Source organism: Paenibacillus amylolyticus, assembly GCF_001570725.1.
Taxonomy (GTDB): domain Bacteria; phylum Bacillota; class Bacilli; order Paenibacillales; family Paenibacillaceae; genus Paenibacillus; species Paenibacillus amylolyticus_A.
This window is the reverse complement of the sequence record NZ_BCNV01000003.1, coordinates 85644-103301: the sequence shown is the minus strand read 5'-3', so window position 1 is coordinate 103301 and position 17658 is coordinate 85644. Positions and strand designations below refer to the sequence as shown.

Annotated in this window: 10 protein-coding genes and 1 pseudogene; 1 reads left to right on the top strand and 10 read right to left on the bottom strand. The window is 43.8% G+C overall.

Annotation, left to right across the window (positions count from 1 at the left end):
• Nucleotides 1–9: 9 nt before the first annotated feature.
• From PAHA3_RS30740 to PAHA3_RS18705, 4 genes and pseudogenes are all read right to left on the bottom strand, one after another.
• The gene (locus PAHA3_RS30740) at nt 10–1455 is read right to left on the bottom strand and encodes an McrB family protein (RefSeq protein ID WP_062836264.1); all 1446 of its coding nucleotides are present in this window, start codon (nt 1453–1455) and stop codon (nt 10–12) included.
• Nucleotides 1456–1461: 6 nt separating this feature from the next.
• Nucleotides 1462–2160: a hypothetical protein gene (locus PAHA3_RS18715; protein WP_062836263.1), complete on the bottom strand. Its 699-nt coding sequence runs from the start codon at nt 2158–2160 to the stop codon at nt 1462–1464.
• A gap of 89 nt (nt 2161–2249) precedes the next feature.
• Nucleotides 2250–3207, bottom strand: a pseudogene (locus PAHA3_RS18710) (IS30 family transposase).
• Nucleotides 3208–3564: 357 nt separating this feature from the next.
• Complete coding sequence (locus PAHA3_RS18705) at nt 3565–4134, bottom strand: SF0329 family protein (protein WP_062836262.1); 570 nt, start codon at nt 4132–4134, stop codon at nt 3565–3567.
• Between the two features lie 285 nt (nt 4135–4419).
• On the opposite strand from PAHA3_RS18705, the gene PAHA3_RS18700 reads away from it, so the two are divergent.
• Nucleotides 4420–5475, top strand: coding sequence for an ankyrin repeat domain-containing protein (locus PAHA3_RS18700; protein ID WP_062836261.1), 1056 nt, complete (start codon nt 4420–4422; stop codon nt 5473–5475).
• A gap of 271 nt (nt 5476–5746) precedes the next feature.
• Here PAHA3_RS18700 and PAHA3_RS18695 read toward each other — a convergent pair whose 3' ends face one another.
• From PAHA3_RS18695 to PAHA3_RS18670, 6 genes are all read right to left on the bottom strand, one after another.
• Nucleotides 5747–6793, bottom strand: a complete 1047-nt coding sequence (locus PAHA3_RS18695; RefSeq protein ID WP_082762893.1) for an NAD(P)/FAD-dependent oxidoreductase — start codon at nt 6791–6793, stop codon at nt 5747–5749.
• Nucleotides 6794–6810: 17 nt separating this feature from the next.
• Nucleotides 6811–7824 (bottom strand): FecCD family ABC transporter permease, encoded by a 1014-nt coding sequence (locus tag PAHA3_RS18690; RefSeq protein WP_062836260.1) that lies wholly within the window; start codon nt 7822–7824, stop codon nt 6811–6813.
• Complete coding sequence (locus PAHA3_RS18685; RefSeq protein WP_062836259.1) at nt 7821–8849, bottom strand: FecCD family ABC transporter permease; 1029 nt, start codon at nt 8847–8849, stop codon at nt 7821–7823. Before PAHA3_RS18685 ends, PAHA3_RS18690 begins: the two co-directional genes overlap by 4 nt.
• Nucleotide 8850: 1 nt before the next feature.
• Entirely contained in the window at nt 8851–10860 is a 2010-nt protein-coding gene (locus tag PAHA3_RS18680; protein WP_062836258.1) for an AraC family transcriptional regulator, read from the bottom strand.
• 223 nt (nt 10861–11083) lie between these two features.
• Nucleotides 11084–12076: a tRNA dihydrouridine synthase gene (locus PAHA3_RS18675; RefSeq protein ID WP_062836257.1), complete on the bottom strand. Its 993-nt coding sequence runs from the start codon at nt 12074–12076 to the stop codon at nt 11084–11086.
• 390 nt (nt 12077–12466) lie between these two features.
• Nucleotides 12467–17593: an Ig-like domain-containing protein gene (locus PAHA3_RS18670; protein WP_062836256.1), complete on the bottom strand. Its 5127-nt coding sequence runs from the start codon at nt 17591–17593 to the stop codon at nt 12467–12469.
• Nucleotides 17594–17658 lie beyond the last annotated feature (65 nt).

Below are 17658 nucleotides of genomic sequence, written 5' to 3'. Positions count from 1 at the left end.
TTCTATCCCTCAATTAATAAATGAAGTATATCCCGTTAAGTCTAGATTTCTTTTCATCTTTTTTATTTTTTCTAATGACTTTTCTAATTTAATTTCGGTTTTTTCAATTAATATTTCAACACCTAATAGAGAGTGATTAATTGCATTCCCCATTAGGAAATCCTCCAAAGTATCCAAACAAACACCTATTTGTCTTTTGTTACCATGGATTTTCGGTAAAATCTTTTGTAACATGGCATAGTCAAGTGAGACATGCCAGTCCTGATTTACATCTACTTTATTACACATGGCCATATATTCAATAACTTCCTTTATTATTCTATATCCAAAATCAAAATTTGTTGTTTTTAAAATTTTATAAACTCCATCAAGCAAGTTTTCTAAAGTTTGAGTCATCTCATCATAAATTTCTCTATTAAGCATAGAGGCTTGAAGGAGATCTAGTGGATGATCTTCAGAGGAACCTTCTCTATCTCGGTATTGTATTGATTCATCAAATAGCTGCATGATATTAGAGTTATTTTCGATTTTTATTCTTTTATTTTCTTTTTTAAAAAAAGTACTTGGGGACTCTGTTTGTAATTCGATTACATGAGCACGATCAAGTACTTTTGGTGAGAACATGTAAGTTGTTTCATCTACATTAACTGTACCAATAATAAAAACATTTGATGGAAGAACTATACCTTTACCTTGTTGTGCCAGTATCTCAGCAGATTCTCTAATGATTGTCCACTCGTAGGTTTCATTCTCTTCATTTGCTATAGTCTCTGCAATTAATGGAACGTTTTCTTTTTCTATTATTCCGAGATCATCATTAGATTTAACACTACGGTTTGCTTCCATTATCGAGAGAAATGTACTGAAATATCTCTCCACATGAGAAAGATTCATTTCATCAAGAACCAAAAAAAAGGGTACTGATCTATTATTGGGGTGTAACGCTTTTAATATTAATTTTAGTGCAGGTGAAATTTCAAAAACTCTCTTGCCTTTGGCTCCGAATGGATTAACATATCCAAGAAGGTTTCTTGAATCTGTCCAGTCGGAACCTACTGGTACATGAATATATCGTTTGCTATCCTTATTTTCTGCAACAGCTAATTGTATATTGTTCTTATCACTATCACCTATTGCATCATAAAAATCTCTATTCTCACTAGATACCTGAATATTCATTGTTATATTGACAGTGAAATTATTTTCTCCAAATTTAGCAGTGAAATTATTTGATTGCTCGCAAAGATCACGAACCTCCTCTTCATCAGAACTAATTATTCTCCCTGATTTATTAACTACAACATTCACCCAGTTTTTATCTTTTTCAATATCTCCTTCTTCTAATGCTTCCGCAAATTGAAGAGCCAAGCGTGTTTTCCCTGTACCTGAACTACCTGTTAATATTACAAAAGGTTTTGCTAATAGAGCAGAAACAAAATTATTCATCAATTTCATTTTCAACTAACCACCTAGTCTGTACAGTTTAATAATTGTATTGGGCGCACTTACCATTTCAACATAATCGTTGTGGGTTAATTTTTCAAATTCAAAAGAAGATTTACTCCAAGTAACACAAGATTCTATTAATTGTTCTAAAGGATACTTATATAATTCATAATGCCCCTTAGTAGGAGACTTTCTAATAATTTTTGCATCTATCATTCTGTTTAGGAGAATATTTGTTATTTGGCTTCTATTATCAAGTGTTCTTTTGTATAAATGAAATTTTTCTATGTTGTATATAGAGCTCTTTTCAATAGTTTTGTTTTCATTAAATAGTTGAAGCACTTCGTTAAGAGGATGTACTACCTTTCCATTTATCAATTGGTTCAAATTCAGTAAATAAATCAACAAATACTCGTGTGAGACTATTTTACTTTTCAAAAAATCCATTGCTAAATTAGACAATACATATCTTCGATCCTTTCCATCTTTAAATATTCCCAGTTCCCTACCTAGAGTGTATGCGCTACTCCATTGTTTTGGAGTCCCAGTATACTTTTTCTTTCCACCCTCAACATAGGTATCTAACGTATTTCCAAACCCTGTAGCAATTTCGCCATCATTATAATTTTCTACTGCTGCGGTATAAGCTCGTAACAAATCTTTAAAATTTGCTTTTCTCCAAATATCAAAATATAAGCTTTCTTGATCTTTCAACAAAATCACTCCAACAATTATTAGTTTAGTAATATATCGGGCTAATTTCACATTAAATTAATAGTTGATTCTTTTTAAAAGACGGATTGTCAAACCAAGTGCGATAGTTCCTTTGTGAAAGATTCGTGAGCTGTCTTCAAACCCAAGCATTTTCGGGGTCTGTGATTCATTTGATGGAGTGAATGGGCGAGATCATCAACATCCATCCCCGCAAGATCGGTACCTTTAGGGAAAAACTCTCGAAGCAACCCGTTCGCATTCTCGTTGGATCCGCGTTGCCAGGATGAATACGGATCAGCAAAATAAACGTGCAGGTTATGGGTGGTTTCCAAATTGGCATAGTATGCGAACTCCTTGCCTCGGTCAGCCGTGGCTGTGAGGAAGGTTCCTGGGGGATACTGTGAGATCGCTACACCGAGCGCAATTTCCATGGACAAGGCGGTGCGGTCGGGCATGAGTACAGCGGTATTTTAAACGTGTTTTGCGTTCAATCAACGTCGCTACGCAGCCTTTACTTTTCCCACGATCCCATACAACGGTATCCAGTTCCCAGTGTCCAAACGTTTCACGGGAACGGACTTCTTTCGGGCGATCTGAAATGGTTCTTCCAATGGCGAATTTACCGCGCGTTTCTTCGGGTTTCTGACGCTTACCCTTGTGCCGAAGAACCTGTAATACACCTCGAACCAAGCACCCTGAATAGATCCAGCGATAGATGGTTTTGAAAGAGACTGCATGCCGCCCTTCGATGCGGAAACGTTCGGTGACTTGTTTTGGAGGCCACGTTGCCTCCAATTTTTCCTCCAGTGAAGCTGCCAAGGCATCGGACCAATTCCCTGGAGAGACCGAAGCCTTACGTCGCTCCTCATAAACGTTCTGAGCTTGTTCTGCCTGTTAGGGATGTGATGAAGCCACACGATCTAACTCACGACAAATCGTCGATGGATGCCTACCCAGTTCTTTCGCAATGACTCTTGAGCTTTTACCCTGCCTGTGGAGGATTTCTAGCTTACTGCGTTCGATTATGCTAAGATGTCTGTAGCTCATGGCCGGATTCGTGTAGAATGGTGTTGTGGTGACTTCATTCTACACGAATCCGGCCATGGGCCCCTTTTTATTTATTCCCAGTAGGTGTCGCACTTCATATTACAATTCGTCAAAATAAAATTTTTAACTGATAAAATCAATTTTTCTCAACTATGAGAACCTGTCGAGGAAAAACAGGAGTTTTTCCTAATCTTCTTTCTTTACATAAGCTAGCTTTTTAGGCTTAAATACCACTTTTAAAAAAAATGTGTTTGATTGCTATTCATACCCGTCATGATCCTCCTGCCAAACTATCGCCAGTCTTCTTTGCATCCTGGGAGCGCTTTTAGAGGAAATATCTCGTTAACACAGTTTAATTCACAACGTACTACGCCGTATTTCATAAAAATACTGTACAGCTGGGTGCTTTAACTTGATCTGCTCGGACATATTCAAAATTCGCTTTTTGCCAACGCGTCTGTCCATCAAAGCCAGAATATTAAACAAGATATCATTACTCTCCAGATTATCTTCTATAGAGGTAGATAAATACGTCGTAGCTGCAACAGTAAAATTCGATTTACTGAGTGCGGTCTGAGCCAACATCAGCTCTTTGGCATGTACAGAGATTTTTCTGCTTCTTGCCATGACTTGAAGGCGATCCTCGGGAATGGGCCCTTTGGAATCTTTTCGAATAGCTTCAATCTCTTCATGGGTCACAGGAATCATGATCTCCGGGTCGCTCTTGATCTCCTGCTCCGTCTGATACCATCGGATTGCAGTTGTTGCATCACTCATGTTGAGTACATTCTTTTTATCTACGGTAATATAGCAATTTCCTGATTTATCAGGTGAATAGCGATAGCTGGTTGCACGGTACTCCACCCTTCCAACTAACGCGGGACTAAGGAAACTCTCCAGTTGTTGCTTCAATTTGCTCCAGGACATAGATCCTCCTATTATCAAAAGCCTACCGCACGAATTGCGGCGATTATATCAAATATCTTTTTTTCAACCCATCAACCATATGAAACTCATCTAAAATTATAACACAGCCTCACAAAGCAACGTCTCATCTTGATTGGAAGCCTTGCTTTAGACGGAAGAAACCTAGTTATTGGTTTTAAATTCCTCTCTGTGATAAACTTGCAGAAAATTATCTACTTACTCTTAAATCGTCATAGCCTACCATTAGAATATACGTTGTTATTTACAAAGGAGAGGAAGAGTGTAATGGCTAAGAAGAAAGCAACCTTACCTGCTCATATGGAAAAACTCGTTAAGGATAATGCTATCGCTACTGTAAAAGAGGTTTTCGAGCAATGCGAATGGGATGCCCGCGGGGGCTACAGCAAAGGTACAGCCCTCAGCTTTCGGCATATTTCGGATGAATTGGTTCGCTGGCTGGTAGAGCAAGGGGCAGACATTAATGCACGTGACAAATATCAACGCACGCCTTTACATGCCCATGCCTCGCACTGGTCAGGAAATGTGCCCCTGTTCCTTGAATTAGGTGCGGATCTGGACGCTGTGGATTACCAAAATGAAACACCGTTACATGCAGCGGTCAATGGGTATAGAACCAAAGTGGTTCAAGAGTTGGTAAACCAAGGCGCTACTATCAACGTACAAAATAAGCAGGGAAATACGCCATTAGCTAAGGGGTTAGTCAATTGCAGGAATAGCGATATAGTCAATCTGGCAGAGATTGCCGCAATTCTGCTAGATGCTGGAGCATCGGTCACCCCGGATATGAAAGAATCGGTGAAGCGGATCGGTAAGGATTTTGAATTCGTCCGTGAGAAGTTCAATAAGGACAAGGTCGATGAAGTTTCAGACGCGCTGATCAAACTGTACCAGTTATTTGATGTCGAGCCGGTAGCGAATCGGATCATGCACGATGGGACTACTCCCATTCAGGTAAAGGCAACCACTTGGACCAAACAGCACCAAGAGTTGTGGGAATATCTCATCCCGGCCCAGGGACATGCGCAAACAGTACAAGGAGAGGTTATCCGCATCACAGGGCGCGTATCCCATGAAGTATTGGATAATGGCGGAGGAAACTGGGATGCGGAGTATCGCAAGATGCTGGAAGCACTGATTCATCACCTGAGCACTGGTGCGCCACTCGCCCTGGCACATCTCCAAGAGGCAGCAGATTTGGTCAGCAGGCTTCGCAATGGATACGATTTTGATGCGCCTGCCCGATTATCCGAGTTGGCTGTGTTATGGGTTCTTGCCAATCCTCAGCCAGTCGACATGACCCAGCCGGAGTACTCGCGTTAATGTTAATATTCTAAGGATAAACGGCATTGAAATGTGTGAATTATGCTAAAAATGTCCAATAAATGTAATGTTTTTTCATCTTTCCCCATATTTCCCTTTAGAAAAGGGAAATATCAGGAAATTACGATTAGAAGGTTGTTCTGTCATCTACTATTATTCGCTACACTCGGTTCTTAGAGCAACTTATAGGCTTTAAACTTTGAGATGACCATGCATTTCTGTTCACACAACATAAAAAACACAGCCTGATCGGCTATGTTTTTCACAAATGTTACTTATTTTCCTGAAGCGCCTTGTTCCACTCATAAAATACATCGCTATGTGAAGAAACCGACGCCATTCTTTTGGCAGTTGGATCAATATAGGCTTTGGCTTGGTTGACCGCAATAATGGAGTCGCTGAATGCCGTAGCAATTAAACCAATCTTTGCTGCATAACCCGCAGCATCTCCCGCACAGTAAAAACCGGGCAAACTGGTTTCCATTCTGTCATTTACTTTGAACTTGTTCCACTCGCCTCGATCCATCTCCCAGCCACCAAGATCTCCCCAATCACTACGTGTACCATGGTTTACAATAACTGCATCCACGACAATTCGTTCTTTCTCACTCTCCATCTCTCCGTTCTCATCTAAACGAGATATCGTCACGTACTCTATAGCATCCCCAGCAGCATTCGCATGTAGACCGGAAATGGTATGTGGTGTGTATACTCTGACCGAAGAATCCAGCATTTGTTTAACAGGCTGTTCGTGACCGCCAAATTGGTTACGTCTATGAACTATAACAACTTCGGCTGCGATCCCCTCCAACTCATTCGCCCAATCCACCGCTGTATCGCCACCCCCGGATATGAGGACACGCTTATTGCGAAAATAATCCATTTGGGTCACTGTATAGAACAGATTATTTACTTCAAAACGTTCTACACCTTCCAATTCGAGTTTAACTGGCTTAGGTATGCCGTAACCTACGGCGAGTAGTACCGTTTTGGTGTGATGCTGTTCGCCTATCTCAGTGTATAGACGAATTGTGCCATCTTCCATCCGCTCGAAGTTGGTTATTTTTTGTCCCAATGCAATGGTTGGCTGGAAGGTCTGGCTCTGATCAATCGTCCTGCGAATTAATTCTTCGCCGCGAATCGGCGTAGTGCCGCCGACATCCCAGATCATTTTTTCCGGGAACGTACGCAATACGCCACCCAATTCATCATTAGCCTCAATAATTTTGGTTTTCATATCTCGCATTCCGCTATAGAAGGCCGCATAGAGACCAGCTGGCCCACCGCCAATGATCGTAAGATCGTAAAGTTCATCCAAGACTATTCCTCCTCTACTCAATTTGCTTTTGACAACAAATACAAAAAATATGGAGTGCTCAAGATCGTAATTAAAATTCCTGTCGGAATATTTGCACCGAAGCTGATCGTACGGCTGATCGTGTCCGCCAACAATACGATCATGGCTCCAGTCAGACAAGAGGTTGGCACCAAAAACTTATGATTATGACCCACCAGTCTTCTGGAAATATGAGGAGCAATCAGTCCAACAAAGAAAAAGTTTCCGCCAAGTGAAACACTTGCTGAAGATAAGGCAACCGCCGCAACGGCTAAACCTATAAACTCGAGTTTTACAGCCACTCCAAGTCCCTTGCCCAATGAATCACCAAGTTTCAATGCATTAAGCACCCGGGATTTGTAGAAAACATACAGACACAGGATGAGGGTCCATGGGACTAAGACACGCAAATATCTCCAATCATCTCCCCACAGTTCCCCTGCAAACCAGCGAAGCATAAAATCCATCTGAGTATGATCCAGCTTAAGCGTCAACATGATCGTAAATGCGCTATATCCGCTTGCCAAAGCCACACCTGTTAAAATCAATGAAGTAGGAGAAATATCCCTTCCACGCCGATAAGCCAAAACAAAAATTAAAATAGCTGCTGTCATCCCGCCAACGAATGCTAGAAGCGGTAAAATAATCGCAGAAGAAACACCTTGCACGGAGAAAATCACCACGAAAATCAGGACGAACAGCCCTGTTCCAGAATTAATCCCCAGCGTACCGGGACTAGCCATATCGTTTCGCAACAATGTTTGCATTACACAGCCTGAGACTCCCATTCCCATACCGACAATGACCGCTAGCACAATACGAGGAAGACGAAATTCATATACAATCATGTTCTGTTGATCTGTTCCTTGACCAATGAACACTTGCCATACTTCAAGCGGCGTCAGATTCATCTTTCCTGAATTGATGCTAATCAATGCAATGACAAGGATGATAATCGACGTGGTCAGCATCATGATGACAGCTCTCACTGCGGGAGATCGGCGTGCTTTCATTGAATCTCCCTCCTCTGCTTGCGAACCAGGTAGAGAAAGTAGGGAACACCAATTACAGCAAATGTGACGCCAATCGGCGTTTCATATGGCTTATTGATCAGACGACCTGCCAGATCCGCTGAAACAGTCAAGAGAGCACCGTATATGCCCGATACCGGAATGATATAACGATAGTCCACACCAACTAGCCCTCGGACAATATGTGGGGTTATCAGGCCGACAAATCCGACAGGGCCTACTACGATAACCGACAACCCCGTTAGAACAAGCACTACAATCGTTGACATTAGTAGAATATATCTGGTTTTCAATCCCAATCCAGAGGCTACCTCTTCTCCTAAACTCATGGCAGCTACGAATGGGGACAACACAATGGACGCAATGACACCTGCCAGAAAAACAGGAGTAACAAACATGACTTCACTCCAAGTTGCTCCTGCTGTTCCTCCTGCCGTCCAAAATGCCAGTGATTCTCCCAATTGGTATCTGATTGCAATAAATTGGGAGAATGCACCAAACAGCATCGAAATGGACATTCCTCCCAGTACCAATCGTTGGGGAGTCATTCCGCGCTTGCCGACTGAAGCAATAAAATATGTCAGTCCCGTTGTAATAGCTGCCCCCATACAAGCAAAGAACATGGTCACACCATAAGTAGAGGCCGGGAAAAAGGCCATGCTCAGCGCTATGGCAAACACCGCGCCGGAACTGATCCCCATCAGTCCCGAGTCGGCCAATGAATTACGCGTCGTTCCCTGCATGATCGCACCACAAAGGGCAAGACTGCTGCCGACTATAATGTCTGCAAAGGTTCGAGGCAATCGGAACGTTCTAACAATCTGATGCTCTGTAATTGCAGCATCAAAGCCAAAAACGGCTCCCCAAGCAGTTGAAAATTGCATATCTGCCGCACCCAGAGAAATAGAGAGAAATGACATGATAATTAGAAGGATGACTCCTGTTATTGTGTACAACAGGAGTCGACTTTTGGGGAGCAGAGAAGCGGAAGATCGACTGGCTTCCATATTAGCCTTCTAATGATTGCAGAAGGTTCGTGATATAATCCAGTTGCGCAGTCATGGCAGCTACGTCGGAGAAAAAGAATAGCCCATATTCCTCTGCCGGAATAATTGCAATTTTATGAGTGGCTACAGCTGGAATACTGTTCCATATTTCTGTCTTTTGATATTCCGATTCTTTGCCCGGAGATTCGAACCATAATACATAGTCACCAAAATACTCATGGGCAACTTCATAACTAAGAATGGCATAATCATCCCCCGATTTGTCGAGCAGGGCCTGCACGTTATCCGGTAATTTTGTTCCCAGGAAATTGTATAGAAGCGTTCCGCCACGAGACTCGCTTTCAAATCCAATGCCAGCCCACGATCCGGTTGAACCCCAATCCTGATTAATTGTAAACGTCTGGTCTTTGAATCGTTCGCTGTTTATCAATTGTTTGGCAGTAGTTAGCCTGGTCTCGAAGTTATCCAACACTTGAGTTGCAATCTCGCCACGTCCAGTCGCTTCTCCTAGAAACTTCAATCTCTCTGTTGGTGTCATTTCATTACCTGAAATCACAAGCACCGGAGCAATGTTTCTGAATTTATCGAAGTCCTCTTCCTTATGCGTAATGATCAAATCTGGTTCAAGTGCCATTATATCTTCCGTTTCCCACTTTTCAATAAACGTATATTTGGATAGCTCATCCCAATATGGAAGCTTGTTGTAAGAACTTTCTGTACTCTGCCCAACCGTTGTACCTACAATATTTAAGCCTAAAGTAACCGCATCTCCAGCGTACCAATTGACTACTACACGCTCAGGATTAGAAGGAACTTCTATTTCACCCATAATCGTGTTGACCGTCCTTGTCTTCGGAGTTGACTCTGCTACCTTCGTCTCCGCACTTGCCGATGATTGTACCTGTTGTGTCTGCGCCGGTGGTTCACTTGCTGAGGCTCCATTATTCGCCGGTACAGTACCCGAGCACGCTGATAACAACAACATCAAGCTCATCATCGCGGCCATTATCATTTCCTTGCTTCTTGTTTGTCCAAACATGGTTAACTCCCCGTCACTATGTATTTTGGCTAGGTTGTCTAGCCCTTCCTCATTGTATAAACGGTGAGAATTATTATCAATACCATAATCCGGCATGCCTGGTGCTTTTATTTTCCGATAATCGTTAGGGGTCATCTTGTAATGCTTTCTAAACATACGAAATAGATTCTTCTCATCAATAAAACCACAACCCAGAGCAATTTCCTTGATTGTCGATTCCGTATTGGTCAGAAGAGTTCGCGCTACTTCAAGCCGCTTTTGAATCAGATACTCTTGCAATCCTATGCCTTCCTTTTTTTTGAACAAACGAGTCAGTTGGCCATTACTAATGGAAAACATATCGGCTATTTCCTGAAACAAAATCGGTTCTCTGTAGTGTTCATTAAGATATTGTTTGGCCGAATTGACGGGATCAGGTTGAAGATAATGCACACCTTCCGTTTGCATATCCTTGTAAATATCGTGAATAATTTGATACAGCAGATTTTTGGCACGAAATTGGTTCATTGCCGTTATACGTTGCCAACTGTCCAACATCTGCTGGAATTTGTCTTGGAACTGTATCGGGTTTTGGGGAACGTACCCGTACAGCTGTATGAATGGATCAATCTCTTCCAATAACCGAATTATTTCTTTCTTATAGAAGGAAGGCGGCTCCGGTTTGTAAAGAACCATGATTGTATGAATCTGTGAATCTGAAGGCGTAATACTTAATTCTGCTCCCTTGCCTCCATGAAAAATTCCAAAACGATTCATGCTGTAATGAATATGATTCAGTTTTACATCCGCGAGTCCACCATATGCATAAACCAGCATGCTGCTAGGCATTCGGTAATTTTCGATAGGACGATTCGGATAGACCCATTTACTGCGAACGTCTATTAATGAAATGGGAGTGTGTGACCATAATCGAGCAATCTTCTCAATCATTTCATTGGTGAAATAATCGGTTAAGCTCGGTTCTTCATGCATCTATCTTCACTCCTTCAAATCACATTTTAATATAGATCGTATTCTAAATGAGTTTGATTATCAATATCATTGTTGAAGATAACATATTTATTCGGTTTGTATCTGCGGGTCTCATCATGAAAACACCCCCTAGAATCTTATCGGATAAACCAAGGGCTTATCTCAATGTCTTTCTAAGGGGTGTATATCAATCAATTTTTATTTTTTCTCCAAACTCGGAAACTTAAATCCCATGTTCCTCCGCCTCATCTTGATCCTTACTCCCAAATTCATTAAGCAACGTACGAACTTCACTTGTCGACTTGGCGTTCATCAAACTGTTTCTCAGCTCACTAGCACCGCGGAAGCCACGAACATAGACTTTAAAAAACCGAGCAAGCGCACTGAACGAACGCGGCTCCTGTCCTGAATATTGATCATGGAGATCCAGATGCAGCCGCAGCAGACCAAGTAATTCCTCACTACTGTGTTTCTTCGGCTCCTTCTCAAAAGCAAAGGGATTCTGGAAAATACCTCGTCCAATCATAATGCCATCCACACCATATTGCTCCACGAGTCTGAGGCCTGTCTCACGGTCGGGAATATCCCCATTAATCGTTAGAAGAGTATTGGGTGCTATCTCGTCACGAAGTTTTTTAATCTCCGGGATCAGCTCCCAGTGAGCGTCTACTTTGCTCATTTCTTCTCTCGTCCGCAAGTGAATAGATAGATTAACAATGTCTTGTTGCAAAATATGAGTTAACCAGTCGCGCCATTCGTCTACAGCTGTGAAACCGAGCCTTGTTTTTACACTAACAGGCAATCCTCCGGCTTTCGCCGCCTGAATAATCTCCGCCGCAAGGGCTGGCCGGCAGATCAGGCCGCTTCCTTTTCCATTCTCCGCTACATTCGCTACAGGGCATCCCATATTAATATCTAACCCTTTAAAGCCTTCCTTAGCCATACCGATACTCATCTCACGAAAGAATTCTGGTTTATCTCCCCAGATATGAGCTACAATCGGCTGTTCGTCCGCTGTAAAAGTCAAACGCCCGCGCACACTATGGTGCCCCTCCGGGTGACAATAACTCTCTGTATTCGCAAACTCCGTAAAAAACACATCCGGTCTGCCCGCTTCACTTACGACATGCCGAAACACCACATCCGTCACATCTTCCATCGGTGCCAGTATAAAAAATGGTCGTGGCAATTCACGCCAAAAGTTTTCCTTTGTCATCTCAAAAGCTCCTCTATGCATTCCAGGACAGTCTATGTCCTCATTAATAGTTAATTATTCTGCATGCTACATCGTGCAAACAACATCATTGTACATCAGACACATACCATTGAGTATATCACAACCTCTGAGGAGCATCTCAACCCAATTAATTCACATAAAAGAAAGGCTCGTTACACTGCAGTTTATAAAAATTCCACCGAAACTTAAATTTGATATGTTCTTACCTATTGGAAATATCGGAGGCAAACTCGGTTCAATTATTCAGGAATGCAACCTTTCAACTTTAAAAAAAAGCGGAAACACAGGCTTACAAAGCCCATATTCCGCTTTATGATTATTATGCCGTATAACCAACATCGCCACCTAAAACAGATGTACTTTAGGCAATTAGATCAGATTCGACTTTTGCAGCAATCTCTGCATCATGGTTGCAATCTCAGCCCGAGTAATCTTGCCTTTTGGCACCAGTAGAGACTCGCTGCGCCCTTGGACAAGGCCTGACCTCACACTGTCTGCTGCTCCGCTACGTGCCCAAGAGGATACAGTGGCATCATCCTGGAACCTTTGGAGTGTTGCGTCCAAAGATGCATCGTTCAATGTTCCTTGCAAACCGGTAATCTTCATGGCTTGAGCCAGAATTACCATTGCTTGTTCTCTGGTGATGGTGTCGTCAGGACGGAAGGTGCCATCCTCGAAGCCATTGATCAAACCGTAGGCTTGCGCTGCATGAATAGCACCACTGAACCATTGCTCCGCCTGGACATCCGAAAACGGTGTATCCTTGTTCTCTGGACGAAGTCCTAATCCGCGAACAACAATTGTTGCGAACTCGGCGCGAGTAACGGCTCGGTCAGGACTGAAGTTGCCGTTACCGACTCCTTCCACAATCATCCGAGAGCCCATGTCGTTCACAGCATCTTTGCCCCAATGATTCGTTACATCATTAAATTGTAGCGGATGCCAAACCACCGCGTATGTGCTATTGGTCAAACTGTTGATTTGAGCCTCGTATCTTCCATTATTTTGGCGCACTTTGGTAGGGACGTGACGAACCGATCCATCCGGCTCTACGACAACGCCAGTTGTAATTTTGTCAGGATCTACGCCGTCTGGAATGGTTATCGTTCTTTCCACATATGCATCGAAATTTTTGACTTGGAATGTCTTGTCTCCATGGACGACATTAACGGTAAAGTTTAGCGGCTGGGCAACCAGCACTAACTCGCCTTGCATCGCTGCACGCTCCACGATTTCTTGTTCAACAGATGTCGTGGCTGAGATTTCGATCCGTACCTTCATCTCCTGCAAATTTGCGGACCCTCCAACTTGAGCTGCAATCTCCCCGATACGAATTTGACCCGCAGGAACCGTGTACGAAGCCTGCTCGGTTTTGAATTCTAGAACGGCTTGATAATCTTCCATTGTCTTGATCATTTCACCGTTAAGTTCGCCAACAAAGATATCGGACGTTTGATTAATAGGAATCGTGACAACAGCATGCTGTCCTTCCTTCTTCAACCTATCATTCAGCTTCTGCTGATCAATCACAATCGTCAACGCGGTTTGTTGATTACGCTGCGATATCACCGCTTGCCCAGCGTTTTCTACCTTCCCGTTAACCAAAATATCTACGCCCGTCGACGCAGGTGTCGCTGGTGTGGTCGTCGGTGCTTGTGCCACGGGTGGAGTGGTCGACGGAGCAGAGGACGCTACAGGTACAACTGCATTGGACATAGCCGAATCTGTACTTCTGCCTGCGCTGTTTATTGCTCTCACATTGAACGTATAGCTCGTTCCATTATTCAATCCTGGTACTGTAATTGGACTAGTGTTCCCTGTAATTATAGTATTCCCAGGCGATACAGTCACTTCGTATCCCGTAATTGTACTTCCACCATTATGTGCTGGCGCTGTAAATCTCACTGTAGCCTGCCCGTTGCCCGGAGTCGCCGTCACATCTGTTGGCGCCCCCGGAACGCTTGATGGAGTAACGCTGACCTGATTGGAGGCTTCACTAAGACCTCCCTTATTCTCTGCTTTTACAACAAAGTAATAGGTCTTACCGTTAACCAACTCAGGAATGGTATAAGGTGACGATGCCTCGTCTGTAATTTCAACCTTATAGTCAGGATCATCGTCTGTTGCCATATAAATCCGGTACTCTACTTCGGGTTCCGTTTCCCATTTCAACGTTACATGACCATCCCCAGGTTCAGCTGTCAGATTCCGAGGGTTGGCCGGCGCATTAGGCAGATTTACCGCCTGTGTTACTTTGAAAGTGACCGGCAGCATCTGATCTGCTGTCAAAGTAACGGTAGCTGTATATGTTCCTGCTGGCAATCCATCTTTGGCACGCAAAGTGAACTCTGTCTGATCTCCAGCGGTCAATTCAGTATCCGGCTGCGTGATAACAAAGGCATCCGAATCATTCCCGCTCAGGGATGCAGATAAATGAACCAGATTCCCTGTACCCGTATGTTGAATGGAAACGGTATTCGTTTCCTGAGTACCAGACTCATAATCGAGCAATAGTGGTTCCAGTGTGCGATCTTCAATTGAAGCAATCGTATACGTTGGAGCTGCTGTCACCGTGAGAATCATGCTACCTTTTTTACTAATATCTACTGTCGAGGTTGCAAAAATGGTATATTCCCCTGGTTCAGCATCGGCTTCTACCGTAACATAACCTGTATCATTGACTTTTACCTTATTGGTTGCATCGCTACTGCTCCACGTCACCGTTATGTCGGCTCCGCCTACGGTATCTACCGTTGCCGTCAGTTGTCTGCTCTCTCCCTGCATAAGGCTGTCCGTAGCCGGGTTAACCCTGACGCTGTTCACGGCCGGTGCATACGTCACTTTAATGTTTGCCGTTGCAACCTTGGTTAGATCGTACACGGATGTTGCTGTAATCACATAGTCACCTGGCACAGCATCGGAAGCAACGCTAACATTGCCCATGCTACTTACCGTTACCTTGTTGCTAGAATCGTTGCTCGCCCACATCACGGAAGGATCGGCTCCACCTACCGCAGTTACCGTGGCGGTGAGTTGCTCGCTTCTTCCCTGCGCGACATTAGCACTTTCCGGATTGACAGTGATATTGTGAATGGCTGGCGCATAGGTCACGGTAACGGTTGCCATGCCTATTTTGCTGCCATCTTCAATTGATGTAGCTGTAATCGTATAGTCCCCTGGTACAGCATCTGCTGCAGCCGTTACAAAGCCTGTATCACTTACCTCAACTTTGCCAGTTAGATCACTGCTGTTCCATGTTACCTCCGTCGAAGCTCCACCAACTGCCTCAACGATTGCCTCTAACTGTATACCATCTCCCTGTACAATACTGGCTGGATCAGGCGTAACACTAACCCCGTTTACGGCTGGTGCATACGTCACCGTAATGGTTGCTGTCCCCACCTTACTGCTGTCTACCGTCGAAGTTGCCGTAATCGTGTAATTCCCTGGCACAGCATCTGCGGCAACCGTCACAAAACCAGTATCGCTTACCTCAACCTTGTTATCCGTGTCACTGCTGTTCCACGTCACCGTTGCTCCCGCCCCACCTACAGCGTTTACTGTTGCGACCAGTTGTCTGCTCTCTCCTTGCATCAAGCTGTCGGTATCTGGGCTAACGCTAACGCTATTAACTGCTGGCGCATAGGTCACTGTAATGACCGCCGATTCTCTCTTGAAAGTATCATAAGTGGAAGATGCTGTAATGGTATAGTCACCCGGTGTAGCATCCGATGCCACACTTACCTTCCCCGTTGCATCTACCGTTACTTTATTACTGAGATCACTGCTATGCCATCTTACCGTGTCTGGCGCTCCACCTACGGCTACAACCGTTGCAGTTAACTGGATGCTCTCCCCCTGCATCAAGCTATCAGTACTTGGACTAACCGTTATGCTCTGAACGGCTGGTGCATATGTCACCGTAACGGTTGAGGTTGCTGTTTTGGTACTATCGAACGCGGAAGTCGCCGTGATGATGTAATTCCCTGGTGTTGCGTCCCGTGCAACAGTAACTAAGCCCGTAGCATTTACTGCTACCTTGTTCGTGACGTCACTACTATTCCATGTCACTGTCGTTGGCGCATCCCCTACTGCATTAACAACAGCGGATAGTTGTCTGCTACCACCTTGCATGATACTTGTCGTAATTGGGCTCACACTAACACTGGTGACGCTTGGTGGAGGTGGCGGCGAAAATTGCGCTGCCCTTATATTGACCACTGCTCTGTCATTCTCGTCCCACACCGCGTACAGCGCTCCATTCATTGCTGTTATGGCAGGATTGCTAGCGGTTTTAGTTCCAAATGCATTTAGGCCACCATTTCTTCCGTTTTCGGCTAGAACCCATCCATTGCCATCGTATTTTTTTACACGAATCTTAAAAATAGGAATAGCGTTACTCGTCACTCCAGAATATTCGGACCAAATGGCATATAATTCATTATTCAAACTCGCTAACTGAACCTCAAAAGCACGCATCCCTATATTTACGTTGATGCCATACTCGCCATCTCCATCAATATTGGTCCAAGTACTGCCATCAAATTTTTTGACACGGATCTGATCATCCGTGCTATATTGACCACCGCGGGCTTCTACCCATGCTACATACAGATGATCATCGATAACACTTAAGACTGGGGTTATTGCGTTGTTCCAACTAACCTTGTTTAATCCAGCTCCACCGTCAACTACTGTCCAATTGTTTCCATCATATTTCTTAGCACGCACCGTACTGAAACCGGTACTTACTCTTTCAGACCATAGTGCATATAAATCATTACCATATACAGCTATGACGGGGCTACCTGCTCCACTGCCTGGACTCACATTCAACCCATCTGCTCCACCCCCGTCGAGGCTTGTCCACGTAGTGCCATTGTACTTCTTCGCGCGAATCTTAGCTGCTTCCGTCCAGATTGCATACAACTCATTATTGTATTCAGTCAACTTGGGAGTACTCGCGCTTATTGAGGGGCTTCCATTGATTCCTTCTACACTTCCTCCTTCAGCATTTGTCCAGCTCGTACCGTCATACTTTTTGACCCGAATTTGGCCAATAGAGGAAGTCTTCATTTCCGACCAAGACAAATATAAAGCGTTGTTATATACGGCGAGAGTCGGAGATACGACATCTTTGGTAACATCGTAATTTAAACCAAGTGTTGGGTGACCCCCGTCAACACTAACCCAGTTTGAGCCATTAAACTTTTTAACCCTAATCTGATTGATCGTAGGTGTACTCTGGATGGTTTCTCGCCATGCCACATAGATTTCACCATTCCATTCCACAATGGCAGGCTTTTCACCCCTCATGGCTGGATTTACATTAATGCCAGTTGCACCATACCCATCAATAATTGACCAGCCGGAAGCAGCCGAAGTTACACCGCCCCCAATCACCAAAGATGGTATAAAGAGAATGATGGCTAGAAACAGATGTGCCATTCTTCGATAATTTCCGTATTTCTTACTTACTACCCCCACTGAAACCATTGCACGTTTCCCCCTCCGCAATATCAATCGAATACATTCTAATCAGCATAACGGAGCACACCTTA